Source organism: Spirillospora sp. NPDC046719, from assembly GCF_040645715.1.
GTDB lineage: Bacteria > Actinomycetota > Actinomycetes > Streptosporangiales > Streptosporangiaceae > Spirillospora.
On the sequence record NZ_JBEYYT010000003.1, the window covers coordinates 63,796 to 87,136 of the forward strand.

Genomic DNA, 23,341 nt, shown 5'->3' on the forward strand with positions numbered 1-23,341 from the left:
CCGGCGCGCCCGGGCGCCGAGGGACTTATGTGTGGCTGTTCAAGAAGTCCTGTGGGCGTCACCATACGAGCTTTTGTGCACGCGGTCAAAAAGTCGTAGCCTGGGGGCATGGCACGGACCGGACGCCCCCGCGCATTCGACAAGGACCAGGCGCTGGAGCGCGCGCTCCTGCTGTTCTGGTCCCGGGGCTACGGAGCCACCTCCGTCCAGGACCTCGTCGACGCTCTGGCCCTGGAGCGGGGCAGCCTGTACGGCGCCTTCGGCGACAAGCGGCAGTTCTACCTGGCGGCGGTCCAGCTTTACTGGGATACCTACGAACGCGAGCTGGTCGCGGCGCTGGAGGCCGGGCCGGTGCTACCGGCGCTGCGCGAGGTGCTCGCCAACCCGGTCCGGGCGCAGGAATTCGCCTCCGACGTCGGCGCTCCCCAAGGGTGCATGATCGGCAACACCACCGCCGAACTCGTCCCGCACGATGCCGAGGCCAGCGAGATCGTGGCCCGCTCGCACACCCGCTTCACCCAGATCGTCGCCGACGCGCTGCGGCGCGCGCAGGCCGACGGCGAGGTCACCCAGGACGCCACCCCCGAGGCCCAGGCCCGACTGCTGCTGTTCACCGTCCAGGGCCTCTCCCTGGTCTCCCGCACCGGACTCGACACGACCGCCGCGCTCGCCGCCGTCGATGCCCTGATCGACGCCCTCCGCGCCTGATCCGCGCGCCCGACTCCGGCAGCGCAGGCCGGGTCTCGCGTCCGCCTGTCGCAGGAGGCGGCCGATCGCGCTCGGTTCGGGAAGGAGAGCGGCACCTGCTCGTCGAGCGCGAGGCCACCACCTACGGGGGGACGGGTCGGTTGTGCATCCGTCGGGCAGGCTCATCGCGAAGAGGCATCCGCTGGGCGCCGCTGATCTGGCGCAATGCGCTGAACTGACCTGGCAGTTGCGGGGCGCTGTCGGTCGGCGCCAGGTCGAGAGAGCAGAGGTCGCTCTGCAGCACAACCTCGGACTTGGCGGCGCCGCCGTCGTGACCGGCTTCGGGCCAGGCGGTGCCGAGCCCGGCTGGGACGAACCGCACGCCGTCCCCGAGGAGGCGGTGCCGCCTCTACAAATCGAGGTGACCGCCCGGTCGGTGTGGTGGGGTGTCGGCGTCCCATGGAGGCATCGAACCGGCCGGTGCCATGGCGCCACGGGCGCCATGCAGCAGTCACCGTCCTGCACACGTCGGGCGGGCCGACAGCCCGATGACAACGCGCCCCGCTGAGACGGTGCGTCAGCACCGCCGCAGCTTTGCGAGCATCAGGGGCGGGCGTCGAGGTTCGTCGTCCCGCCAAGAGCTCGCTTCCAGCAGGCCGGGCGACTGGTCCATCCCACTGGCCGAATTCGATGGAGAACGCGTCGCCGCGACGCACTGGGTTGCTGCCCCGACTCCGTGCTGCAGGAAGCAGTGGCCACGCTGACGAATCCGCTGGCGTGGGGCTCGTTCCGTCCGTTCAGGAAGCTCAGGGGCGCACGCGAATGACCGTCTTGCCCTTGCGCCGCTCGGTCGGGTTGAGCACCGGGACGGCGTCGTCGAGGGTCGCGACGGTTCCGATGTGCGTGCGAAGGCGTCCGTCCCGCACCCGGTCGACGATCTCCACCAGCTGACTCGGGACGGACTCGACGACGAAGTCGACCGCGAGACCGTCGGCAGGGCGAGTCTCTGCGGGCCCGACCACCGACACCAGCGTCCCGCCGGGCCGGATGATGCTCGCCGAACGCCTCTGGACGTCACCACCGATGACATCGAAGACCAGGTCGACACCTCCGACGTCTTCGAGATCCGCGTCGTCGAGGGCGAGGAACTCGTTCGCGCCGAAGTCGAGCGCCGCCTGGCGGTCCGCCGCCCGCCCGGTACCGATGACGTAGGCGCCGAACTCCCGCGCGAGCTGCGTCACCATGGATCCGACCGCGCCGGCGGCGCCGTGTGCCAGGACGCTCTGTCCGGCCTGAAGACGACCATGCTGGAACAGGCCCTGCCACGCGGTCAGGCCGGAGATCGGCAGGCTCGCACCCACCGTGAAGTCGACGTCCCCGGGCAGCGGCGCGAGGTTGCGCGCCTCCACGGCCGCGTACTCGGCCAGGGTTCCGTCGCGGTGCCAGTCCGTGATCCCGAAGACCCGCTGGCCCGGCGAGAGTCCCGTCGTGCCGTATCCGAGGGAGGTGACCACTCCGGCGAACTCGTGGCCGATGATCGCCTGGACCCGGTCGTGACCGGAGCGGTCGACCCACGTCGAGGGCCACTCCCACTCTGCCGGGACGAAGCCGGACGCATGGACCTCAACGACGACATCGTTGATCGCCGGCGTCGGCTCAGGCCGCTCCGCCAGCTTGATCCCAGCCGCTTCCGCAGACTGATCAGTCGCGACGATCGCCTTCATTCCAACCTCCGTCTACCTCGTGCTCGCCCGCTTTATTCGCAGGTCCGTGACTGTGTGTTCCCCACTCAGGCAGAATGCGACGCGTTTCAGTGGTTCGGTACGGGCGGCCGGAGCCAACCGCTCGGCGCCCTGGGGCGTCGAGGCGACGAAGCGTTACCGTCTCTTCATGGGCGATAGGTTTGACCGGCTTGTCGAGCGGCTCCTGGACGCGGTAGAGCGGTGGTTGTACCGCAAGGAGATGCACCGGTCGCCCAGGTTGCCGAGCGCGGGTTATTCGCGTTATCACGACTCGGCTTGTCTCCACGAACACGGCGTGAAGAAGCTCCGGGGGATGGATTCGGGAGTTCCGAACTGGATTTGTCGCGACTGTGGTCGCATTGTCGGACGCGGCGTGCATTGGCGCCCGTGACCGGATTGGGCGCTGGTCGTCGAGGAACCGGGCGACGTAGGCGGGCGCCTCGGCCTCTTCCCGGCCGATCCACAGGTCTCAAGACGGACGTCGGGGAACGTTCGATCAGTTCGCGTGCCCGACGGGGCCGCCGTCCGCCGCCGGCACGAAGCGGGGGAGCCGGGCCGGGTTGATGTTGGCGAGTTCGTCGAAGGCGGCCCGTTCGTAGGCCTTGGCCCAGGCGAGGTCCGCATCGGACAGCCGGCCGGTGGCCAGGCCGTCGATCAGCCGCTCGCCGTATTCGGTGTGGTCGTGCGAGGTCAGGACGAGCAGTTCCGGGAGTTCCCGGCGCAGCCACTGAATGCGGCGGATCGAGTCGACGTAGCGGGTCTCGCCGCCGGTCTGGATGGGGCGCACCTGGTCGACCGCAAGATGCCGGATGGTGTACATCGCGTCCCCGGTCAGGAGGAACCGGTGGTCGACCAGCACGCTGGTGCTGCCGGGGCTGTGCCCTGGGGTGGGCAGGGCGATGACGCTGCCATCGCCGAACACGTCCGCCGAGCCGGTGAAGCCGCCGAGGGCCGGGCCGGTGAACTCGAGCGGGCGCCAATCGGTGATCGCCGCGATCGACGGCGGATAGGCCAGCGGCACGAGGCCCAACACCTTGTCCTCGCGCGCCGCGTATTCGGCCGCGCCCAGGTACACCGGGGCGTGTGCGAACAGGTTGAGCGCGCCGACGTGGTCCTCATGGAAATGCGTGATGAATACTGCGCGGATGTCCTCCGGGCGGTAGCCGAGCCGCGCGAGTTGGGCCGGCATGGTCTCCTCGTCCGGCAGGTCGTACTCGTCGGTGTCCATCACGTGCTCCATGATCGAGCCGCGGTAGTAGTCGGTGTGCGCGGCCTGCTCCGGGCTGATCCCGGTGTCCACCAGAATCGGGCCGGCGGTCGGGTGCTCGAGCAGGTAGGCGTGGATCGGCACCCAGATGAAGTGGTCCTTGTCCGCGGCGAAGTCGCTGATGGAGAACCCTTCCAGGCCACCGTAGAACTGGCCGAACGGGACCTTGGTGCGGCCGATGCGCAGCGGGTGGATGTTCATGACCGACTCCCCCTCCTCTGCGTCGGAACGGGACCGTTCCGACGTTATATGGCAGAACCGTAGCCAGCTTGAACGTTGGAACGCAACCGTTCCGTCCTGCTGTATGCTGCGGGCATGCCACGCAAGCGCGAGCCGGCCGGCGCCGCGGTACTCCAGGAGTCCGTCACCACCGCGATCGCCACCGCGATGTTCGACGAGTTGGCCGAGGCCGGATATGCCCGCATGTCCGTCGACGCGGTGGCCCGGCGGGCCGGTGTCGGCAAGGCCGCCGTGTACCGCCGCTGGCCGTCCAAGCAGGCCATGCTGCTCGACCTGCTCGCGGCGGCGGTGCGCCGGAGCGTGCCGGAGGTGCCGGACTCCGGTTCTCTGACCGGCGATGTGCGCGGCTTCCTGGATGTGATCATCGCGCAGGTCGCCGATCCGCGGATCAAACGGATAGCGCTGGACATGATGGCCGAGGCCACGCGCAATCCCGAACTCGGCGCCGCGCTCCGCGAGGCGGTGGCCGGACCACGCCGCGCCGCTGCCGACGCCGTGCTGCGCCGGGGGATCGAACGCGGCGAACTGCCCGCGGACATCGACCGCGAACTCGGTCTCGACCTGCTGATCTCGCCGTTGCTGGGCCGCCTGCTGCTGACCGGGAGCCCCGTCGACGACGCCTACCTGACCCGCCTGACCACGGTCATCGCGGCCGGCCTCAACTCAGCGTGATGGCTGCATCGTGAACGCCTGAGCCGGCGTCCAGTTGCACGTCTCCGACGACCACCGCGGTCTGCCTGGTCGAGGCGATCGCCGCCACGCTGCCGGGCGCGGCATGGCAGCGTAGCGGCACCCCCTATCCGCGCAACCAGTTCACCCGAGTGCTCAAGTCCGGGCAGCCGTGGGTGGCGCCCCTGCCCTTTCGGCCTTGCCGGTCACAGCCGGGAGGAACTCGCTCGCCGTTCGGTTCAAGTCGCGGAACAGGCTCTCGAGGTCCTGTTCGCCGTCACGGGTCTGGGCGTCGCGGGCCAACCCCGCACCCATGAGCCGCGCCGTGGCGGCCGCGCCCTTCCTCGCTCTCGCGCGTGGCGGGCGCGGCCGGCGTCCGTGTCCGTTCAGACGGCGAGAAGGTCCTTCACCTCGTCGGTGTGCAGGTCGGCGGCCGTTCCGGAGTGCCGGACCGTGCCGCCGTCGAGGATCACGAAGGCGTCGGCCAGGCGGAGGGCCAGGTCGAAGTACTGCTCGACGAGCAGGACCGCGAGGTCGCGGTCCCGGTGGAGTCCCTCGATGGCCTCCTCGATCTCGCGGATGATCGACGGCTGGACGCCCTCGGTCGGCTCGTCGAGGATGAGGAGGCGCGGCCGGGTCACCAGGGCGCGGGCGATCGCGAGTTGCTGCTGCTGCCCGCCCGACAGGAATCCGGCCCGGCGTTTCAGCAGCCCGGTGAGCCGTGGGAAGACCTCCAGGGCGTCGTCGATGGCGGTCCGGTCGGTCCGCCCTGTGGCCTCCAGGGTCACCTGGAGGTTCTCCCAGACGGTGAGCTGCGGGAACGTCTCGTGCCCTTGCGGCACGTAGCCCATGCCCGAGCGGACGCGCTGGAAGGTGCGCATCCGTGTCACGTCGGTGCCGTCGAAGGTGACCGTGCCGGCCGTCGGGGGGAGGAGACCCATGATCGAGTTGAGCAGGGTGGTCTTCCCGACCCCGTTGCGGCCCATGACGGTGACGAGTTCGCCCGGACGTACGGTCAGGTCCACTCCGAACAGCACCTGCGACCGTCCGTACGCAGCTTGCAGTCCGCTGACCTGGAGCATCATCTCGGCCATGCCGCCTCCCCGCTCGTGCTGAGGCCGCCGCCCGTTCCCTGGAGCGGCGCCCGCTGCTTCCCGCTCACGTCGCTCATGGCGTCTTCTCATCTCTCGACCGGCCGAGGTAGACCTCCTGGACGCGGGGATCGGCCTGGACCGCGGCGACGTCCCCTTCCATGAGCACGCTGCCCTCGTGCAGGACGGTCACCTGGGACGCGTACATCCGGAGGAACTCCATGTCGTGCTCGACGACGATGACCGTGTGGTCCTTCGCGATCTCGACGAGCAGCTCGCCCGTCCGCTCGCGTTCGGTGCGGCTCATGCCCGCCACGGGTTCGTCGAGCAGCAGCAACCGGGGCCGCTGCGCGATCAGCATGCCGATCTCCAGCCACTGCCGCTGGCCGTGCGACAGCACTCCGGCGGGCCGGTCCGCCATGTCGGCCAGCCCGGTCCGCTCCAGCGCGGTCGCGACGGCCTCGGACGTGCCGCGCCGCTGCCGGAGCAGCGTGGCCAGCGGGCGGCGGAAGCAGGCGGCCAGGTCGATGTTCTCGGCCACCGTGAGTTCCTCGAAGACCACGGAGGTCTGGAACGTCCGCCCGATTCCGAGCCGCACGATGCGGTGCTCCCGCCGTCCCAGTAGGGAGGTGCCGGCGAAGCCCACCGATCCGCCCGCCGGCCGGGTCAGGCCGGTGATCACGTCGATCAGCGTGGTCTTCCCGGCTCCGTTGGGCCCGATCAGGAAGCGGAGTTCGCCCTGCCGCACGGTGAGATCGACGCCGTTGAGGGCGCGGAACCCGCCGAAGACGACCTCCAGCCCGCGGATCTCCAGAAGAGCGGGGGCCGCCGGGTCCGCGGGGGCGTCGGACGCGGGTGCTTCGGCGGGAGGGAAGGGAGACGTCATGGAGCGGCCACCTCCTTCTGTCCGTGCGCGGTGGACCCCGCCGGTTCCGGGACGGAGGACGGACCGGGACCCTGCCGGCGCCGTGCGATCGCCTCGCCGGCCCAGCGGGCGGCACCGGCGACGCCGCCGGGCGCCACCATGATGACGAGGATGAACATCAGGCCCTGCAGGTAGACCCAGCCGCTCGGGTACTGCTCGCTGAAGGTGGTGTGCGCCCAGTTGAGCAGGACCCCGCCGAGGGCCGCCCCGGCCAGCGAGAACCGTCCGCCGATGGCGACCGCGACCACGAGCTCGATGGACGGGACGACGCCGAGCAGCGAGGGCGAGATGATGCCGACGACCGGGACGTACAGGGCGCCGGCGATGCCCGCCATCGCGGCGGAGACGGCGAAGGCCACGGTCTTGACGGTGGCGGGGTTGTAGCCGAGGAACCGGACCCGGTCCTCGCCGTCGCGCACCGCGACCAGCAGCCGGCCGAAGCGGCTCTTCATCAGCTGGCGGGCGAGGAGGTACAGGGCGCCCAGCACGAGGGCCACCGCGAAGTAGAAGACGCGCTTGGCGCCGTCGGTCTCCGGGTCCCGGCCGAAGACGTCGTAGAAGTGGGTCAGCCCGTTGGTGCCGCCGGTGAGACCCTGCTGACCGACCAGCCAGATCGTGAAGGCGGCCGCCAAGGCCTGGCTGAGGATGGCGAAGTAGGCGCCGCGCACGCGCTGGCGGAACACCAGGAGTCCCAGGAGCGCGGCCGCGGCGGCGGGCACGACCACCGCGGCCGCGATGGCGAACACGGGACTGGAGAAGGGCTTCCACAGCAGCGGCAACCGCTCCACGCCGCTCCACACCATGAAGTCGGGGAGGTTGCCGGGCCCGGCGTCGTGGAGCTTGAGGTACATCGCCATCGAGTAGCCGCCGAGCCCGAAGAACACGCCCTGCCCGAGGGTGAGCATGCCGCCCTGGCCCCAGGCGAGCCCGATGCCGAGCGCGGCGATCGCGAAGCACAGGTACTTGGCGAGCAGGCCCAGCCGGAACGGGTCCAGGACGGCCGGCGCGACCACGAGGACCAGCAGCGCGACGGCCGTGAAGAGCGCGGGTCCGCGCATCCGCGCGGTCATGTCAGCGCCCGGCTGCGCAGGACGAACAGGCCCTGCGGGCGTGCCTGCAGGAACACCACGATCGCCACGAAGCCGATCACCTTGGCCAGGCTGGCGTCGGTCCAGAACTCGGCGTAGGAGTCCAGCAGCCCGAGGGCCAGCGCGGCGATGACCGCACCGCGGAGCCGGCCGAGGCCGCCGGCGACCACGACCAGGAAGGCGTCGACGATGTAGTAGGTGCCGAGGTTGGGGCCGATCGGGCCGATCAGCGTCAGCGCGACGCCCGCGATCCCGGCGAGGCCGGACCCGATGAAGAAGGTGAGCTGGTCGACCCGTCCGGTGTTGATGCCGCTGCACGCGGCGAGCTGGCGGTTCTGCATCACCGAGCGCATCCGCCGGCCCTGCCGCGTCCGGTTCTGGTAGCCCCAGATCGCGAGCGCCGAGACCGCGGCGAGGACGATGATGAACAGCCGGGTGTAGGGCAGCTGCGACCCGAACATCCGGACGCCGCCGTCCAGCCAGCCGGGGGCGCGCACCTGGACGTTGGGCGCGCCGAAGATGTCGCGCGCGAGCTGCTGGAGGACGAGGCTGACCCCCCAGGTGAGCAGCAGGGTGTCGAGCGGCCGGCCGTAGAAGCGGCGGACGGCCGCCCGCTCCAGGACCAGGCCCATCGCGCCGGCGACGGCGAACGCGACCGGGAGCGCCGCCAGGACCGCCTCTCTTCCGGTCCAGTCCTGCAGGACGTACGCCGTGTAGGCGCCCGCCATCATGAACTCGCCGTGGGCCATGTTGATCACGCCCATCTGGCCGAAGGTGAAGGTCAGGCCGAGGGCCACCAGCATCAGGACGGCTGCGATGCTGAGGCCGATCGGCAACTGGCTGAGCAGGGCTTCCATGCGACTCCTCGGTGCCCTTGGTCGACGGGTCCGTCGGGCCGCGCCGTCATCGGGCCGGCCGGGGCCCCGCCCGATGACGGCGGCGGGACGGGTCAGGACAGGCCGGCGGCCCACGGGTAGCTCTTGAGGTAGGGGTCCGGTGCGATCGGCTTGCCGGAGTCCCACACCTCCTTGATCGTGCCGTCGGGCTGGATCACGCCGATGCGGGCGGTCTTGTACATGTGGTGGTTGGCGCCGTCGATCGTCACCTTGCCTTCCGGCAGGTCGAGGGAGATGCCGCCCGCGGCCTTCTTCACCGCCTCGACCTCGGTCGTCCCGGCCTTCTGGACGGCCGCCGCCCACAGCTTGACGGCGTTGTAGCCCGCCTCCATCGGGTCGGAGGTCACCTTGTCCGCGCCGTACTTGGCCTTGAACGCCTTCACGAACGCGTCGTTGGTCTTGCCCGGGGTCGTCATGTAGTAGTTCCAGGCGACGAGCTGGCCCGCGACGTTGTCCACCCCGATGCCCTTGACCTCCTCCTCGGCGATGCTCACCGACATCACCGGCAGGGACGACGCCGTCGCGCCGGCGCTCTTGAGCTGCTTGAAGAACGCGACGTTGCTGTCACCGTTGAGGGTGTTGAACACCGCGTCCGGCTTCGCCTGCATGACCTTGTTGACGAGCGTGCTGTACTCCGTCGCTCCCAGCGGGGTGTACTCCTCGCCGAGAATGGTCATGCCATTGGCCTTGGCGTAGGCTTTGATCTCCTTGTTCGCGGTGCGCGGGAAGACGTAGTCGCTGCCGACGAGGAATATCTTCTTCTTGCCCTTCTCCTTGAGGTAGTCCAGGGCGGGCACGATCTGCTGGTTCGTGGTCGCGCCGGTGTAATAGATGTACGGCGAGCTTTCCAGGCCCTCGTATTGCACCGGATACCACAGCAGTGCCTTGTTGCGCTCGAAGACGGGCAGCATCGCCTTGCGGCTGGCCGACGTCCAGCCGCCGAAGACGGTCGCGACCTTGTCCTTGCGGATGAGCTTCTGCGCCTTCTCGGCGAAGGTGGGCCAGTCGGAGGCGCCGTCCTCGACGACCGGCTGGAGCTTCTTGCCGAGGACTCCGCCGGCGGCGTTGATCTCGTCGATCGCCATCAGCTCGGAATTCTTGACGGTGACCTCGCTGATGGCCATGGTCCCGCTCAGCGAGTGCAGGACACCGACCTTGATGGTGTTCCCGCTCGCCGCCGCCGTTCCGCCCGATGATTCCGAGTCGCCGCAGGCGGCCAGGGACAGCAGTGTCGCGGCGGCCATGGAGGCCAATACCGGCAGAGATTTCCTGAGCACGTACCACTCCTTGCGGACAGGCCCCGAAACCGGTGGGCGGATCGCTCACCGTGTGAGTCGGGTTAATGCAAGCCGCGAGCTGTGTCCTCGGTAATTCTGCTTTGTATCCGGTGCGTCAACTGAACCTCACAGGCGGGGCTTTCCCGGTGCAGGCCCGGTGTTCTCAGCCGCTCGCGAGGCTCTCGCCGTGGACGAGCCGGCGGCGGAGCGCCGCGGAGTCGGCCGCGAGCGCGGCGACCAGGACCCCCGGTCCCGCGAGCGGCATGACCGCGAGCCCTTCGGCGGCATGGGGCTCCTTCGCCAGTCCGGGACCGACGAGCAGCACGCTTCCGGTGCAGGTCGCGCCGCCCAGCACGGCGCCGCTGGTGTGCAGGGTGCGGTCGGGCAGCCGCAGCTCATGCCGCAGGACCGGGTCGCCGCCGCGGGTGACGTCGACGCGGGCGGTGTAGCGGCCCGGCGGTTCGCCGTGCCGGCCCAGGACGAGCTCCTCGCGCCACCGCAGGGTGGCGCCGTCCGCGAGCGCGATCTCGGTGACCGAACGGTGGTGGCAGCCCGCCGCCGCGACCGCCGGCTCCAAGGCGAGGTCCAGGTGGCCGCCCGGTCCGACCGCGGCCCGCACGTACGCTCGGGACTCGCCGGCGCCGGGGAGCAGCAGCGCGCTCGCGACGGACCGGACGGCGAGGGCGGCGCCCGCCGCGACGTCCAGTTCGAGGTGCAGCTCGTCTCCTCCGAGGGGCCCCGCGGCGGCCCCGACCAGGTAGACGGCGTCTGGGGCGGCGCGCAGCGCGTACGGCCCGTCGGAGCGCAGCGTCGTCAGCCGGGTCCGCCCGTCGGCGTCGAGTTCGACGTGGACGGCGGCGCGCGCCGTGTAGTGCCGGGTCACGGAGCCCCGGGAGCGACCGCCGGCCGCGCGGTGCCCGCCTCGGACCGGGCCGCGTGCGTCTCGGCGAGGACGGACCGGACCCAGCCGGCCACCTCCGGAGCACCGGGACGCTCCCGCAGCGAACTGAAGATCACCGGCTTTCCGCGGCGCACCTGCGCCGCGTCGCGGTCCATCACGCCCAGGTCGGCGCCGACGAGCGGGGCCAGGTCGGTCTTGTTGACGACCAGCAGGTCCGCGCCGCTCACCCCGGGCCCCCCTTTGCGGGGGACCTTGTCGCCGCCGGAGACGTCGAGGACGAAGATCTGCCGGTCGACGAGTCCCCGGCTGAACGTCGCGGTCAGGTTGTCGCCGCCGCTCTCCACGATGACGAGGTCGAGCGGCGCGTGCCGTCGCTCCAGCGACTCGACGGCGTCGAGGTTGGCGGAGATGTCGTCGCGGATGGCCGTGTGCGGGCAGCATCCGGTCCGGACGGCCGCGATCCGGTCGTCCGACAGCACCGCGTTGCGCCGCAGGAAGTCGGCGTCCTCGGTCGTGTAGATGTCGTTGGTCACCACAGCGAGGTGGAGGTCGTCGCGGAGCGTCCGGCACAGCGCCGCCACCAGCGCGGTCTTGCCGCTGCCGACCGGACCGCCGACGCCCAGCCGCAGGGCCCGCCCGCGGGCCGGCGGCGCCGGGTGGGGATCGTGATCGTGGTTCGCGCCCATTCGCGAGGTCCTCTCCGGCGGCGCGTCCCGGTCGGGACGATCGCCGCCCTGCTCGTGTGGTGGCCGTGTGTGGTGGTCTCTGCCGCGGGGTCAGGATTCGAACAGGCGCAGGTCCGCCTGGAGGTGCAGTTCGGCGAAGATGTCGAGGGCGGGCGCCGAAGCGGCCGGAAGCTCCCGGGGATCACCCCGCGCGTGCCCGGCGGCCTCGGCGGCGACCGCGTCCACCTGCGGAGCCAGCTCCGCGAGCGCGCGGTGCACGGCCAGCGGGTCGAGCCCGAGCAGGCGCACGGCCGCGGACGCGGGACCGGTGACCGCCCCGTACGCGCCGATCGAGGCGGCGTCCGCGGGGGAGCCTCCGGTGACGGCGACGGCGGCGCCGAGGACGAGCGGGTGGTGCGGAGCGGAGAAGGCCGCGAGGGCGTCCAGTACCGGGTGCGGCGACATGGCGCGGACGGCGCGCAGCAGCGACCGGCCCTGGGCCCGGGAGGCCCCGCGCCCGGCGGGGGAGGGCATCCTGGCGTCGGCTTCGGCGTCGAGCACCGACCATGCCTCGTGCCCGCCAAGGCCGCCGTCCCCGTCGTCCCCGCCGGCTTCGCCGCGCGTACGCGCCGCTCCGTCCACGGTGCGGGCCGCGTGGGCGCAGGCGGCGGCCGAGAGCGCGGCGGCGACCAGTCCGGTGGTGGCGAGGCGCCCGCGCAGGAAGGCCGTGAGCGTCGGGAGGTCGGTGACCGCGCCCGCCTCCGCCGCCGGTTCCAGCCCGCCGGAGTGGGCGTGGCCGCCCGCCGGGAGCCGGGAGTCGGCGAGAAGGAGCAGCGGTGCCGGCAGCGCCATCAGAACAGGAAGTAGCGCTGCGCCATCGGCAGCTCGGTCGCGGGGGAGGGCTCGACGTCGTCGCCGTCGATCGACACCGTGAAGGTGTCCGGGTCGACGTCGATCCGGGGGAGCGCGTCGTTGAGCACCATGTCCGCCTTGCCCACCAGGCGCGTGTCCTTGACCGGCACCAGAGCGCGGTCCACCGCGAGCCGGTCGGCCAGGCCCGCGTCGATCGCGGCGGGGGCCACGAAGTGCACCGAGGTGGCGGCGGCGGTGCGCGGCGCGGCACCGAACATCGGCCGGGGCAGCACCGGCTGCGGCGTGGGGATCGAGGCGTTGGCGTCGCCCATCGCCGCCCAGGCGATGACCCCGCCCTTGACGACCGCCTGCGGGCGGACGCCGAAGAAGGCGGGATGCCACAGCACCAGGTCGGCGAGCTTGCCCGGCTCCACCGAGCCGATCTCGCCGTCGAGGCCGTGCGCGATGGCCGGGTTGATCGTGTACTTGGCGACGTAGCGGCGGGCCCGCAGGTTGTCGGCCGGCTCCGCGGCGCCGCCCTCGCCCGGTGAGCCGCGGCGGAGCTTCATGACGTGCGCCGTCTGCCAGGTGCGGATCACCGTCTCGCCGATCCGACCCATGGCCTGCGAGTCCGACCCGATCATCGCGATCGCTCCGAGGTCGTGCAGGACGTCCTCGGCGGCCATGGTCGTCGGCCGGATGCGCGACTCGGCGAAGGCCAGGTCCTCGGGCACCGACGGGTTCAGATGGTGGCACACCATGAGCATGTCGAGGTGCTCGTCGAGGGTGTTGACGGTGTGCGGCCGGGTCGGGTTGGTGGAGGAGGGCAGCACGTTGGGGTGCGCGGCGATGGTGATGATGTCGGGCGCGTGCCCGCCGCCCGCGCCCTCGGTGTGGTACGCGTGGATCGACCGGCCGGCGATGGCGCCGAGCGTCGACTCGACGTACCCCGCCTCGTTCAGGGTGTCGGAGTGCAGGGCGACCTGCACCCCGGACGCGTCGGCGACCCGCAGGCAGGCGTCGATGGCCGCCGGGGTCGAACCCCAGTCCTCGTGCAGCTTGAAGCCGGACGCCCCGGCGCGCAGCTGCTCCCAGAGCGCCTCCTCGCCGACCGTGTTGCCCTTGCCGAGGAGGGCGACGTTCACCGGCCACGAGTCGAGCGACTCCAGCATCCGGGCCAGGTACCAGGCTCCGGTCACGGTCGTGGCCTTCGTCCCCTCGGCCGGGCCGGTCCCGCCTCCGATCACGGTGGTGACCCCGGCGCCGAGCGCCTCCTCCAGCAGCTGCGGGCAGATGAGATGGACGTGGGAGTCCACCGCCCCGGCGGTCAGGATGCGGCCGTTGCCCGCCAGCACCTCGGTGGACGGCCCGATCACCAGGTCCGGGTGGACGCCGTCCATGGTGTCGGGGTTGCCGGCCTTGCCGAGCGCGACGATCCTGCCGTCGCGGATCCCGACGTCGGCCTTGACGACGCCCCAGTGGTCCAGCACCACGGCCCCGGTGACGACCAGGTCGAGGGCGCCGTCCGCGCGCGTGGTGCGCGCCTGCCCCATCGACTCGCGGATCACCTTGCCGCCCCCGAAGACCGCCTCGTCGCCCGCTCCCGCGCCGCGGCTCCGGTCCTCGGTCACCTCGATGAACAGGTCGGTGTCGGCCAGCCGTATCCGGTCTCCGGCGGTGGGGCCGTACAGCTGCGCGTACCGGGCCCGCGACAGGTCAGCCATCCAGCGCTCCGGCCTGCTCGGGCCGCAGACCCGGCACCACCCGGTTCCCGGCCAGCGGCACCAGCGCGACCTCCCGGGTCAGGCCCGGCTCGAACCGCACCGACGTGCCCGCCGGGACGTCGAGCCGGTGTCCCCAGGCCGCGGACCGGTCGAACTCCAGTGCCGGGTTCGCCACCGCGAAGTGGTAGTGCGACCCGACCTGGACGGGCCGGTCGCCGGTGTTGACGACGGTGACGGCCGTGCGCGGCCGTCCGGGGTTGAGGGCGACCGGCGGCCCGTCTCCGGGGACGACCTCGCCCGGAACGAGGGGACGCCCGCTCACGGGATCGGCCGGTGGACGGTGACGAGCTTGGTGCCGTCGGGGAAGGTCGCCTCGACCTGCACCGAGTCGAGCATCTCCGGAATGCCTTCCATGACGTCCTCCCGTGTCAGCACCGTCCGGCCGGACTCCATCAACTCGGCGACCGACCGCCCGTCCCTCGCGCCCTCCAGCACGTGGACCGCGATGACCGCGGTCGCCTCCGGATGGTTGAGCCGCAGACCGCGACCGCGGCGCGCCTGCGCGACCGACGCGGCGACGTGCAGCAGCAGGCGCTCCTGTTCATGTGGGCTGATCAGCACGCTCCGGACCCTACTGGCCGGAAGGGAACACGACGCCGGGTGTATTGCGGATTTAACAGCGAATTAACGTGTTCGGCACAGGAAGGCCCGCGCCATGCTTCAAAAAAGGCAGAACAGAGCCATTCTGAGGTTCTGTACGGGAAGTGTCAGAACCTTTTGACGGTGGCGATCGACCGCGGTGCCGTTACCCGTCGGCAGAGGTCAGATGAGCGTGCCCTCGCCTGCCGCGCGCGAAGGACGGTTCACGGGCGGCAGGAGAGGCACTACGGCGAAATCGAAACGGTCCGGTGTTCACCACCGTTCCCAGTGCAGGACCTGGTCGCGGGGAATGCGGGGTGCGGGTTTGAAGTCGGTGCCGATCGTGTAGGCGAGCGGGATGAACGCGGCGAGCATGACCTCGTTGTAGGGGACGCCCAGTGCCGCGGCGAGTTCGTGTTCGAGGGGGCCTTGGGCGGTGGTCCAGGTGGTGCCGAGGCCGCGGGCGCGGGCGGCGAGCATGAAGCTCCAGGTCGCGGGCAGGATGGAGCCCCATGTGCCGGATTGGACGGCCGCCGAGGCGTGATCGGTGCGTCCTTCGATGGCGGGGATGACGAACGCCGGGACGCGGTGGATGTTGTCGGTCAGGTGCCGCAGCCCGTCGAACACGCCCTGGGTGGAGCGCGGAGCGTGGTTCATGCGGCGGATGTCGTGTTCGTTCAGCGGCTGCCCCTCCGCGGCGGCGAGCGCGCGGCGGAAGATGTCGCCCACCTTGCGGCGCAGGCGCGGCTCGGTGACCACGATGAAGTGCCAGCGCTGCCGGTTGCGTCCGGTGGGGGCCTGGGTGGCCAGGTCGACGCACTCCTCGATGAGGCGGCGCGGGACGGGGCGGTCGAAGTCGAGCCGCTTGCGGACGGCTCGGGTGGTGGACAGCAGTTCGTCGGGGGTCAGGTCGAGGGTCATCGCGGTGCTCCTCAGGCGCGTGTGGAGGTCGGTGCGGAGGTCGTCGGTTCGTCGGCGGCCGGTTCGTCGGCGGCTGGTTCGTCGGCGGCTGGTTCGCCGGCCGCGGGTTCGGCTCGGTTTCCCAGGCCGAGGCAGGCGATGAGCGCGCCGAGCAGCGAGAAGGATCCGGCGGTCAGGAACGCCGCGCGGTAACCGTCCAGTGCGGAGGCCGGGATCGCCATCACGGCCGCGAGGACCGCCACGCCGATGCCGGCCCCGATCTGGACGGCGGAGGTGACGAGGCCGGAGGCCAGGCCCTGGCGGTCGTCCGGCAGGGCCCCGACCGCGGCGATGTTGAGGCTGGGGAACGACAGGCCGTTGCCCACGCCGTGCACGATGAGCGCGGGCAGCAGCACGGTCGCGTAACCGCTGGACGCGCCCGTGCGCAGGAACAGCAGGATCCCGGCGCCCTGGACGAGCAGCCCGAGCGTGGCGGTGCGGCGCAGGCTCCAGCGTCCGATCAGCCGTCCGGCGAGGTTGGCGGTGACGACGATGGCCAGCCCCATCGGGACGATCCCCAGCCCGGTGTCCAGGGCCGAGTACCCCAGCACGCCCTGCAGGTAGAGGACGGCGGCGAACTGCCAGCCGATCGTCGCGCACGCCCAGGCCAGCGCCGCCAGGTTGGCCGAGGTGAGCCGCCGCGAGCGGAACACGCCCAGCGGCACGAGCGGGTCGCGCCGGCGCCGCTCGATCACCACGAACGCTCCCAGCAGCACCAGCGCCGCCGCACCGGCGGGCCAGTTGGTCTCGGTGAGGGAGTAGACCAGCAGCAGGACGCCGCCGGTGACGGCGCCGGCGCCCGCCGTGTCGAATCCCGTGCGCGGGCCGGTGGTGCGTCCGGCCGGGATCACCCTCGGGGCGACGGCGAGCACGAGCAGCGCGATGGGCACCGGCAGGAAGAACACCAGCCGCCAGCTCACCTCGGTGAGCAGCCCGGAGGCGATCAGTCCGGCGCTGTAGCCGGTCGCTCCGGCCAGCGCGTACACGCCGAGCGCCCGGTTGCGGCGCGGTCCCTCGGCGAACGTGGTGGTGATCAGCGACAGCGCCGCCGGGGCGGTCAGCGCGGCCGCGACGCCCTTCACCACGCGGGTGGCGACCAGGGGCCAGCCGTCGGAGAGCAGGCCGCCCGCCAGGCTCGCCGCCGCGAACACCGCCAGCGATGCCAGGAACATCCGGCGCCGTCCGAGCAGGTCGGCCAGCCTTCCGCCGAGGAGCAGGAACCCGCCGTAGGCCACCGCGTAGCCGGACATCAGCCATTGCAGCGTGCTGTCGGGCAGCGCGAGGTCGGCGCCGATGGCGGGCAGTGCCACGCCCATCAGCGACAGGTCCATCGAGTCCAGGAACACCGCCGCGCACAGCAGGATCAGGGCCGCCGTCGCCCGGCGGTCGGAACGCATCACCAGATCACTCCATCTTTGAGCAGACGATCTGCAACGAGACGGAACCGTATGCTCGCAAACGATCTGCTGTCAAACAATTGTCGGTCAGATGGTTCTGGTAGCCTCGGGCGGGTCGACAGTGCAGGAGACCCATGCCTTCCAAGCCCGCCAGGCCCGCGTACTTCCCGACGCTCGCGGCCGAACGCCCGGACATCGCGATGTGCCGCGCCTCGGCGTACCTGGCCCGCGCCGCCGACGCCCACGCCGCCCGGCACGGCCTCGGCGTCGGCCAGCACCTGGTGCTGAAGATGCTCGACGCCGTCGGCCCCTGCTCCCAGCAGGTGCTCAGCGAGGAACTGCGGATCGACCGCAGCGTCATGGTGAACGTGTGCGACGACCTGGAGCGGTCCGGCTTCGTCCGCCGCGAGCGCAACCCCGACGACCGCCGCTCCTACGCCGTCACCATCACCGACGAGGGCCGCGAACGCCTCGCCGGCGCCGAGAGCACCGTCTCCTCCTACCTGGAGGAGACGTTCGCCCCCCTCACCGCCGGCGAACGCGCCCAGCTCACCGCCCTGGTCGGCAAGCTCATGCGGCTCTGATCCCGAAGCAGGCACGGACCGCCGCCCTGCGACCGGAGCCGCAGGTGCGAGTTCGCAAGCGAGGCGCCCTCATGACCGAACGCCACCTTGAGGAGCCTGCGGCTGAGCGGCGGGCGGACTTCGCTCAGGTCACGGGGTGAGTGCGTCCTCCAGGGCCGCCCGTGCGCCGCGCAGGGCGAGGCGGAGCTGGTCCGGTGCACGGCGGACCTGGGCCAGCAGGAGGCCGCCCTGGATCGCGGCCATGGTGAGGTCGGCCAGCTCGGTGACGTCCACGTCCGGGCGCAGTTCGCCCGACTCCTGCATCCGGCGCAGGCCCGCGATGAGCGGGGCCTCCCAGCGCGCGAAGGCGTCCACGAACGCCTGCCGGGTGAGGTCGTCGCTGCCGCTGAGCTGGCTGGCCAAGGAGCCGATCGCGCAGCCGCCGACCGCGTCCTGCCGGGTCCCGTTGGCCACGATCGCGTCGAACCAGCGGTCGATGCCGGCCAGCGAGTCGACCTGCACCAGCAGCGGCTCCTGCGCGGCCAGCACCTTGTCCACGGTGCGGTGGACCACGGAGCGGACGAGGTCGTCGCGGTCGTCGAAGTAGTGGTAGAGCTGGCTGCGGCCGACCCCCGCGGCGCGTTCGACGTCCTCCAGCGTCACCGCTGCGACGCCGCGCCGCTCGATGAGGTCCGCCGCCGAATCGAGGATGCGCTTGCGGGTCGCGCGACCCCGTGTGGTGGTCGGCGTGCGTCCCATGGGTCTCTCCCGTGTTCTGTACTCCGCAGTACAGCCTCGTTGTATCGACTGATACAGTCTGCCGCAGAACTTCTGTACTGGACGATACAGTCTGGTGAGGAGGCGGCAGAAGGACCGTGGTCGTCATCCCGTACCGCGGGCCGCCCGGCGTCGCCGGTTCCGCGCCCGCGATCACGGCCGGCGCCATCGCCGCCCCTCTCCGTCCCGCACGACGGAAAGGAAAGCCATGTCCCTCGATCGCCCCGCCGGGGTGCGGCGTAGCGCCGCCACGCTCGGGCTCGTCGGCCTGCTCGCCGCGCTCGCCGCGGCCCCGGCGGTCCTCGCCGCCCCGGACGCGGCCGCGGCCCCGGCCGCCGTCCCGGCGGACCTTGATCACGCGGCCGGCGCCCGCCTGGGCGACGTGCGCGTCCTCGCCCACTTCGACCGGGCCGCGGGCCAGGTCGCCGAGAGCATCGCGCCGGAGCCCGGCGGCAGCGTGGTCATCGGCATGATCTCCGCCCGCCAGGTGGTGCGGGTCGGGCAGGACGGGGCCGTCCAGGTGCTCGCCACCATGCCGCTGCCTCCCGGCGGCGGTGTCACCACCCCGGTCGTCGGGGCCCCCGACGTCACCGGGGTCGCCCGGTCGGACGGCGGCGCCGTGTACTTCCTCTACTCCTCCGGGCAGGGCGGGCTGACCGGGATCTGGCGGCTCGATCGCTCCGGTGAGCCACGGCTCGTCGTGCCGCTGCCCGCCGACACCTTTCCGAACGCACTGGTCATCGACCGGAGGCGGCACCGCTTTCTGATCACCGACTCCGCAGGCGGGCGCATCTGGCAGGCCCCGCTGGGCGGAGGCGAGGCCACGGTGTGGTCGGCGGACCCGGCCCTGGCGCCCGCCGGCTTCTTCGGCGCCAACGGCATGAAGATCCACGACGGCGCCGTGTGGGCGACAAACTCCGACCGAGGCGGCATCGTCCGCATCCCGGTGACCAAGGACGGCGGCTCCGGCCGGGCCGAGGTCCGGGCCACCGGCCTGGAGGGCATCGACGACTTCGACTTCACCGGCCGGGGCACCGAGATCCTCGCCGCGATCAACCAGAGCAGCAAGCTCGTGCGCGTCGACGCGGACGGCGCACACGAGACCCTCCTGGACGCCGACGACGGCATGCAGGGGACCACGGCCGTCATCGTTCGAGGAAACCGGGTCTATGTGACCAACGGCGCGAACCTCGCCGGAAACGACCCGACCCTGATGCTCGCAAAGCTGCAGCGCCGCTGACACGCCCGCGCGGGATGGGCCGACCGGACCGCAGCCCATCCCGCGACGCCGCATACGCCCCATGCAGAGACAACACCGCTCTTGCCGTCGCCGTCTCGGTTGTACGCGGTGCTGACCAGCCGATCACCCCGGCTGCGTGCAGTCCGGCTAGGAATGAGCGGCCCACAGGTCTCGTTCTTCGCGAGCCCAGATCGTCATCCGATGGGACTCGCCATAGACGCGGGCGGCGGCCTCTTTGGCCTCCTCAACGAGCGTCCGTGCCCTGGCGATCTCTCCGAGCTCGCCCTCCTGGTGAGCCAGGACGAGCTGCGCGTCGATCGTGCGGAGATGGAGTGCGCCGAGTGTTTTCTGGCCCTCCTTCAACGCGCGTCGTGCGATCTCGCGTGCGCGCGCATGGTCACCCTGATTCCCCGTCCACGTCGCAAGGATCGTGTACAGCAGGATGAGAGTGGGTCGCTCGACCCCTCCATTTGTGCGCGCACTTTCTGCGAATGCCTCGAGCCATTGCACCAATTGAGCGTTGAAGGCGGGGTCATCGAGCTCGTTCAGCACCGCGGTGATGTTGCGCAGGCAATCCTCGACACCCGCCGGGTTTTCGGTGACCTCGTCCTCCGCCAGATCCCGCCACCGCTGTACGGCCTGGTGCCGGTCGCCGCAGTACAACGTCCACACCGCGACCTCGAACCGGGCGTTCCGGTGCGTCCAGTGGTCGGTGCCGTGGACGCGGGCGGCGATCTCGGCGACTTCGCGCGCCATGGCAAGGGCCTCTTCAGGACTGCGCACGTCGCCCAACTGGCGGATCAGCGTGATACGGCTCTTCAACGTCAGCGGGTGATCGGCGCCGAGGAGCCGTGTGCTGTCGGCGACCACGGTCTCGGCGAGGTCGTACGCGGTGTGGACGTCACCGTGGCCCTCATACCGTCCGCCTATCCACCAGGCGATCTGGTCGCGCAGCCGAATGATCTCCTCCGGTGGGGCCCCGGCCTGCGTCGCCGCCCGCACCGCTCCCTCCAGCCACGTGATCACGTCCTCGTCACGGCCGGTCTCGCGCATCATGAAGGCGAAATCGTGCGCGGCTTCGTGACGGCCCTCGGCGAGCGCTCTGGTCAACGCCCGCTCGGCGACGTCCAGACGGTGGCGCAGGAAGGCCGCCCAAGCCACATCGATCGCGTCGGCGGGCGGCACGAAGTCGGTCACGGCCTCCCAGGCGTGCGACGGGACGTCCGGGACGGAGGAGGCGTCATCGGCCGCGTCCGCCAGATAGTCGAAGGCGACGTAGTGGTCGTCCGCGGCGGGCATGAGCAGGCTGCTGGTCGCGTGCAGCGGCTCCGTCGCCCACTCCAGTGCCTCTTCCCAGGTCTCCAGCCGAAGATGGGAGCGAGTCGGCATGTCCAGGTACGTCTGATGCAGCGCCTGTAGGAACGCGACGGGCAGCGGCAGGTGGTATCCGGCGCGGCGGACGTCGACCGCCGCGGTGACCAGGGCGGCCGCGCGCGGCCTGCCCTCCGGCCACGAACCCCAGGCGTCCTGCCATTCCTTGAACAACTCCGGACCGGCCGCCAGGTACTGCGCCACCCCGAAGTGATCGGCCTGTTCCAGCGCCCTCGCGATCCGACGATCGTCGGCTCTGTCCGCCGCGCCCTGCCGCTCCTTGGACGACCACAGACGGTCGATTCGTACCTCTCGGGCCAGGTTCAGCACTTCGCCGGCCCGCCTGAGCGAATGCTGCTGGTCGTCTCCCGCGCGACGCGCGAATCGTGGGCTGTAACGGGCCCGTTCGTGCGAGCGCATCGTCGCCAGCACGACCCGGTGCCCCTTCGGCGCGGCCAGCAGTGAGCTGACCATCTCGACCGTCAACCCGTTCGCGCCCAGGTACAGCTCCAGGTCGTCGAGCCACAGCACGCTCTTGTCATGCCGCGCCGCCGCGTCCAGCGCGCCCGCCAGTTCGTCCCGCGACAGGGGACGGACGAAGACGTGATCGGGCAGGCACGCGCGCATCGCTTCGAAGGCCGCTCTCGTCTTGCCGGCAGTCGACTCACCGACCACCAACACGAACCCGCCGGACCGCAGCGCGTCCTCCAGGTCATCACTGCGGTCCCGCCGGACGAACGGCGGGCAGTTGTCGACCTCTCCGGTCTCCGTCACGAGGGCGAATGCGGGATGGACGCCCACGGCCAGCGGATCGTCCAGTTCCCGGACGCGCCGCACCGCGCCCCGGCGCACGCGCGGCGCTTCGAGCGACGACCGGCGGTCGATCGAGCGCTCCGCTCGGACGGTCAGCATCCCCGCCAGCCCGCTGGCCACAGCCACCATCGCCGACCCGGCCAGCGCGGGCAAGGACGAGGCCAGCAGCGACCCGAAGGCCCCGACCGCCGCCGCGACCATCAGCAGCCACCAGCCGTGCATGCGCCGCCACGCGTTCCACAGCCGCATCGAGCCGCCACCCTTCACAGAGCCCGGTCCCGGTCACCGCGATCGTAAGGGATACCGACCCAATGTGACCGTGAGAAGGGGCCCGCACCTTCTTCCTGAATTCGGCTCTTCGTGGACGCTCTCGGACGTGATCTCGCTTCAACTGATCATTTCTGTGGAAAGCGCTGACTCCAGCCGAATCAGTGGTCTCTGTCGCATCGAGTTGGCGGCTCGGGCTTCGGTCGGATTTAAGGATGGCTGATTTATCACCGTGGCCGACGCGCTCTTGGACGACCAGAGGAACCTCGCTCACGCGCAGCGGAGTCCGGCTGGAGGACCAGGGCTCGATGACGGGTCCACCGTGATCGGCAGGCGGCTCGCTGGACGAGCGCACGCGCGACGGCTGGTATTACTGGGGCATGCAGGAAGAGACGGCACGCTCCGCGATCGACACGTTCATCGCCGCGTTCAACGCCTCGGCCGACAGCTATGTGACCGACCTGCTCTCCCAGGCCCTGACCTCGGACGTGGTCTTCTGGGGGCCGTTGGGGCGCAGCGAAGGAATCGCGGCGGTCGAGCGGTTCGTGCTGGACATCCGGCGCCACCCGGCGGGGCCCGGCACGATGGCGCGCTGCTCGGCGGTGGACATGCCTGACGAGTGGGCCCGGTACCAGTGGGTCTTCACCACGCCGGATGGAGGCCCCCGCCTGACGGGAACGGATGTCGTCCATCTGCGGCGGAGCCTCATCGACCAGGTCATCGTCTTTGCGGGGGAGATCGAGCCGTCCGCCTCCTGAGCCGTCCTTCTGTCGCTTTCCTTCCCGTGAAGTTGCCACCCGGCCGCTTGATCAAGACGGACTCCTCTTTCGGTTCGCGTACTGGAAGCGGCTGCGGGCGTGCTCAGTAGGTGATGTAGATGTGGGAGACCCGCAGCGCGTTCCAGGCGCGGAACAGCGGGGTGAAGGCGTTGTTCCCGATGGGTACCTGGCAGTGCCCTCCTCCCGAGCCGCACTTGACCCAGTAGGCCTGGCCTCGGGTGTTGTACGTCCTGACCTGGAGGGCTGCGTAGGAGTCGGTCGCGGTCCAGCGGAAGCTGTGCCATGCGCCGGGTCTGCCGAGGAGCGCGCACGTGCCCCGCGCGTAGGTCCATCGCGCCGGGGTGGCGGGGAGGTTGGCTCCGCAGCCTTTTAGCGCGGCCGGCGCTTCGGCCTTGGTCCCGGTGGTGGCCGAGGCGGCGTTACTGGTAGCGAGCGCTCCGGTGGCCGTCAGAGCCAGAGCGGACGCCAAGGCGGTGGCCTTCTGCGTGGTCGATGACATCTCATTCCTCCC

General features: G+C 71.2%; 24 protein-coding genes and 1 pseudogene. 7 read left to right on the forward strand and 18 right to left on the reverse strand.

Annotated features, from left to right (window positions below; all coding sequences use genetic code 11):
* The first annotated feature begins 108 nt into the window (after positions 1–108).
* Positions 109–708 carry a TetR/AcrR family transcriptional regulator gene (locus ABZ914_RS01335; RefSeq protein WP_500190844.1) on the forward strand — a complete coding sequence of 200 codons (600 nt, stop codon included), beginning with the start codon at positions 109–111 and terminating at the stop codon, positions 706–708.
* Between the two features lie 142 nt (positions 709–850).
* On the forward strand, positions 851–1,255 hold the full coding sequence (locus ABZ914_RS01340) for a thiolase C-terminal domain-containing protein (RefSeq protein ID WP_500190846.1): 405 nt from the start codon (positions 851–853) through the stop codon (positions 1,253–1,255).
* Positions 1,256–1,493: 238 nt separating this feature from the next.
* On the opposite strand, the gene ABZ914_RS01345 is transcribed toward ABZ914_RS01340, so the two are convergent.
* Entirely contained in the window at positions 1,494–2,411 is a 918-nt protein-coding gene (locus ABZ914_RS01345) for an NADP-dependent oxidoreductase (protein ID WP_500190847.1), read from the reverse strand.
* 514 nt (positions 2,412–2,925) lie between these two features.
* The gene (locus tag ABZ914_RS01350) at positions 2,926–3,897 is read right to left on the reverse strand and encodes an N-acyl homoserine lactonase family protein (RefSeq protein WP_500190849.1); all 972 of its coding nucleotides are present in this window, start codon (positions 3,895–3,897) and stop codon (positions 2,926–2,928) included.
* A 75-nt stretch (positions 3,898–3,972) separates the two neighbouring features.
* On the opposite strand from ABZ914_RS01350, the gene ABZ914_RS01355 reads away from it, so the two are divergent.
* Positions 3,973–4,608, forward strand: coding sequence for a TetR/AcrR family transcriptional regulator (locus ABZ914_RS01355; protein WP_500190850.1), 636 nt, complete (start codon positions 3,973–3,975; stop codon positions 4,606–4,608).
* A 22-nt stretch (positions 4,609–4,630) separates the two neighbouring features.
* Positions 4,631–4,793: pseudogene (locus tag ABZ914_RS01360) on the forward strand (transposase); the annotation flags it as partial.
* 198 nt (positions 4,794–4,991) lie between these two features.
* On the opposite strand, the gene urtE reads toward ABZ914_RS01360, so the two are convergent.
* From urtE to ABZ914_RS01425, 13 genes are all read right to left on the reverse strand, one after another.
* Positions 4,992–5,699, reverse strand: coding sequence for an urea ABC transporter ATP-binding subunit UrtE (urtE, locus tag ABZ914_RS01365; protein ID WP_433154570.1), 708 nt, complete (start codon positions 5,697–5,699; stop codon positions 4,992–4,994).
* Between the two features lie 73 nt (positions 5,700–5,772).
* Positions 5,773–6,582 (reverse strand): urea ABC transporter ATP-binding protein UrtD, encoded by an 810-nt coding sequence (gene urtD, locus ABZ914_RS01370; protein ID WP_500190852.1) that lies wholly within the window; start codon positions 6,580–6,582, stop codon positions 5,773–5,775.
* Complete coding sequence (urtC, locus tag ABZ914_RS01375; RefSeq protein ID WP_500190853.1) at positions 6,579–7,679, reverse strand: urea ABC transporter permease subunit UrtC; 1,101 nt, start codon at positions 7,677–7,679, stop codon at positions 6,579–6,581. Before urtC ends, urtD begins: the two co-directional genes overlap by 4 nt.
* Before the next feature lie 8 nt (positions 7,680–7,687).
* Positions 7,688–8,566: an urea ABC transporter permease subunit UrtB gene (gene urtB, locus ABZ914_RS01380; protein WP_433154579.1), complete on the reverse strand. Its 879-nt coding sequence runs from the start codon at positions 8,564–8,566 to the stop codon at positions 7,688–7,690.
* A gap of 92 nt (positions 8,567–8,658) precedes the next feature.
* Positions 8,659–9,849, reverse strand: a complete 1,191-nt coding sequence (gene urtA, locus ABZ914_RS01385; RefSeq protein ID WP_500190882.1) for an urea ABC transporter substrate-binding protein — start codon at positions 9,847–9,849, stop codon at positions 8,659–8,661.
* 196 nt (positions 9,850–10,045) lie between these two features.
* Positions 10,046–10,765: an urease accessory protein UreD gene (locus ABZ914_RS01390; protein WP_500190855.1), complete on the reverse strand. Its 720-nt coding sequence runs from the start codon at positions 10,763–10,765 to the stop codon at positions 10,046–10,048.
* Entirely contained in the window at positions 10,762–11,469 is a 708-nt protein-coding gene (gene ureG, locus ABZ914_RS01395; RefSeq protein ID WP_500190856.1) for an urease accessory protein UreG, read from the reverse strand. The genes ABZ914_RS01390 and ureG overlap by 4 nt, the downstream gene beginning before the upstream one ends.
* A gap of 90 nt (positions 11,470–11,559) precedes the next feature.
* Positions 11,560–12,300 carry an urease accessory protein UreF gene (locus ABZ914_RS01400; protein WP_500190858.1) on the reverse strand — a complete coding sequence of 247 codons (741 nt, stop codon included), beginning with the start codon at positions 12,298–12,300 and terminating at the stop codon, positions 11,560–11,562.
* Positions 12,300–14,024: an urease subunit alpha gene (locus ABZ914_RS01405; protein ID WP_500190860.1), complete on the reverse strand. Its 1,725-nt coding sequence runs from the start codon at positions 14,022–14,024 to the stop codon at positions 12,300–12,302. Before ABZ914_RS01405 ends, ABZ914_RS01400 begins: the two co-directional genes overlap by 1 nt.
* Positions 14,017–14,346, reverse strand: coding sequence for an urease subunit beta (locus ABZ914_RS01410; RefSeq protein ID WP_190861216.1), 330 nt, complete (start codon positions 14,344–14,346; stop codon positions 14,017–14,019). Before ABZ914_RS01410 ends, ABZ914_RS01405 begins: the two co-directional genes overlap by 8 nt.
* The gene (locus ABZ914_RS01415; protein ID WP_500190862.1) at positions 14,343–14,645 is read right to left on the reverse strand and encodes an urease subunit gamma; all 303 of its coding nucleotides are present in this window, start codon (positions 14,643–14,645) and stop codon (positions 14,343–14,345) included. Before ABZ914_RS01415 ends, ABZ914_RS01410 begins: the two co-directional genes overlap by 4 nt.
* 291 nt (positions 14,646–14,936) lie before the next feature.
* On the reverse strand, positions 14,937–15,584 hold the full coding sequence (locus ABZ914_RS01420; protein ID WP_387018392.1) for a nitroreductase family protein: 648 nt from the start codon (positions 15,582–15,584) through the stop codon (positions 14,937–14,939).
* An 11-nt stretch (positions 15,585–15,595) separates the two neighbouring features.
* Positions 15,596–17,020 carry an MFS transporter gene (locus tag ABZ914_RS01425; protein WP_500190864.1) on the reverse strand — a complete coding sequence of 475 codons (1,425 nt, stop codon included), beginning with the start codon at positions 17,018–17,020 and terminating at the stop codon, positions 15,596–15,598.
* A gap of 134 nt (positions 17,021–17,154) precedes the next feature.
* Here ABZ914_RS01425 and ABZ914_RS01430 point away from each other — a divergent pair, with 134 nt between their 5' ends.
* Positions 17,155–17,604, forward strand: coding sequence for a MarR family winged helix-turn-helix transcriptional regulator (locus ABZ914_RS01430; protein ID WP_190861202.1), 450 nt, complete (start codon positions 17,155–17,157; stop codon positions 17,602–17,604).
* Positions 17,605–17,733: 129 nt separating this feature from the next.
* Here the strand turns inward: ABZ914_RS01430 and ABZ914_RS01435 are convergent, their stop codons facing one another.
* Positions 17,734–18,342, reverse strand: coding sequence for a TetR/AcrR family transcriptional regulator (locus ABZ914_RS01435; protein ID WP_500190866.1), 609 nt, complete (start codon positions 18,340–18,342; stop codon positions 17,734–17,736).
* A gap of 226 nt (positions 18,343–18,568) precedes the next feature.
* Here ABZ914_RS01435 and ABZ914_RS01440 point away from each other — a divergent pair, with 226 nt between their 5' ends.
* Positions 18,569–19,600 (forward strand): SMP-30/gluconolactonase/LRE family protein, encoded by a 1,032-nt coding sequence (locus ABZ914_RS01440; protein ID WP_500190867.1) that lies wholly within the window; start codon positions 18,569–18,571, stop codon positions 19,598–19,600.
* Between the two features lie 147 nt (positions 19,601–19,747).
* Here the strand turns inward: ABZ914_RS01440 and ABZ914_RS01445 are convergent, their stop codons facing one another.
* Entirely contained in the window at positions 19,748–22,033 is a 2,286-nt protein-coding gene (locus ABZ914_RS01445; RefSeq protein WP_500190869.1) for a tetratricopeptide repeat protein, read from the reverse strand.
* 398 nt (positions 22,034–22,431) lie between these two features.
* Here ABZ914_RS01445 and ABZ914_RS01450 point away from each other — a divergent pair, with 398 nt between their 5' ends.
* Entirely contained in the window at positions 22,432–22,809 is a 378-nt protein-coding gene (locus ABZ914_RS01450; RefSeq protein WP_190861324.1) for a nuclear transport factor 2 family protein, read from the forward strand.
* Between the two features lie 103 nt (positions 22,810–22,912).
* On the opposite strand, the gene ABZ914_RS01455 is transcribed toward ABZ914_RS01450, so the two are convergent.
* On the reverse strand, positions 22,913–23,329 hold the full coding sequence (locus ABZ914_RS01455; protein WP_500190870.1) for a hypothetical protein: 417 nt from the start codon (positions 23,327–23,329) through the stop codon (positions 22,913–22,915).
* Positions 23,330–23,341: the final 12 nt, after the last annotated feature.

Bases quoted from the DNA above. Each gene is read 5' to 3' on its own strand.
- urtA (WP_500190882.1), bottom strand. From the start codon at position 9,849: ATGGCCGCCGCGACACTGCTGTCCCTGGCCGCCTGCGGCGACTCGGAA.
- ABZ914_RS01335 (WP_500190844.1), top strand. From the start codon at position 109: ATGGCACGGACCGGACGCCCCCGCGCATTCGACAAGGACCAGGCGCTG.
- ABZ914_RS01445 (WP_500190869.1), bottom strand. From the start codon at position 22,033: ATGCGGCTGTGGAACGCGTGGCGGCGCATGCACGGCTGGTGGCTGCTG.
- urtB (WP_433154579.1), bottom strand. From the start codon at position 8,566: ATGGAAGCCCTGCTCAGCCAGTTGCCGATCGGCCTCAGCATCGCAGCC.
- ABZ914_RS01345 (WP_500190847.1), bottom strand. From the start codon at position 2,411: ATGAAGGCGATCGTCGCGACTGATCAGTCTGCGGAAGCGGCTGGGATC.
- ABZ914_RS01455 (WP_500190870.1), bottom strand. From the start codon at position 23,329: ATGTCATCGACCACGCAGAAGGCCACCGCCTTGGCGTCCGCTCTGGCT.
- urtD (WP_500190852.1), bottom strand. From the start codon at position 6,582: ATGACGTCTCCCTTCCCTCCCGCCGAAGCACCCGCGTCCGACGCCCCC.
- ABZ914_RS01405 (WP_500190860.1), bottom strand. From the start codon at position 14,024: ATGGCTGACCTGTCGCGGGCCCGGTACGCGCAGCTGTACGGCCCCACC.
- ABZ914_RS01420 (WP_387018392.1), bottom strand. From the start codon at position 15,584: ATGACCCTCGACCTGACCCCCGACGAACTGCTGTCCACCACCCGAGCC.
- ABZ914_RS01425 (WP_500190864.1), bottom strand. From the start codon at position 17,020: ATGCGTTCCGACCGCCGGGCGACGGCGGCCCTGATCCTGCTGTGCGCG.
- ABZ914_RS01440 (WP_500190867.1), top strand. From the start codon at position 18,569: ATGTCCCTCGATCGCCCCGCCGGGGTGCGGCGTAGCGCCGCCACGCTC.
- ABZ914_RS01435 (WP_500190866.1), bottom strand. From the start codon at position 18,342: ATGGGACGCACGCCGACCACCACACGGGGTCGCGCGACCCGCAAGCGC.
- ABZ914_RS01450 (WP_190861324.1), top strand. From the start codon at position 22,432: ATGCAGGAAGAGACGGCACGCTCCGCGATCGACACGTTCATCGCCGCG.
- ABZ914_RS01350 (WP_500190849.1), bottom strand. From the start codon at position 3,897: ATGAACATCCACCCGCTGCGCATCGGCCGCACCAAGGTCCCGTTCGGC.
- urtC (WP_500190853.1), bottom strand. From the start codon at position 7,679: ATGCGCGGACCCGCGCTCTTCACGGCCGTCGCGCTGCTGGTCCTCGTG.
- urtE (WP_433154570.1), bottom strand. From the start codon at position 5,699: ATGGCCGAGATGATGCTCCAGGTCAGCGGACTGCAAGCTGCGTACGGA.
- ABZ914_RS01430 (WP_190861202.1), top strand. From the start codon at position 17,155: ATGCCTTCCAAGCCCGCCAGGCCCGCGTACTTCCCGACGCTCGCGGCC.
- ABZ914_RS01400 (WP_500190858.1), bottom strand. From the start codon at position 12,300: ATGGCGCTGCCGGCACCGCTGCTCCTTCTCGCCGACTCCCGGCTCCCG.
- ureG (WP_500190856.1), bottom strand. From the start codon at position 11,469: ATGGGCGCGAACCACGATCACGATCCCCACCCGGCGCCGCCGGCCCGC.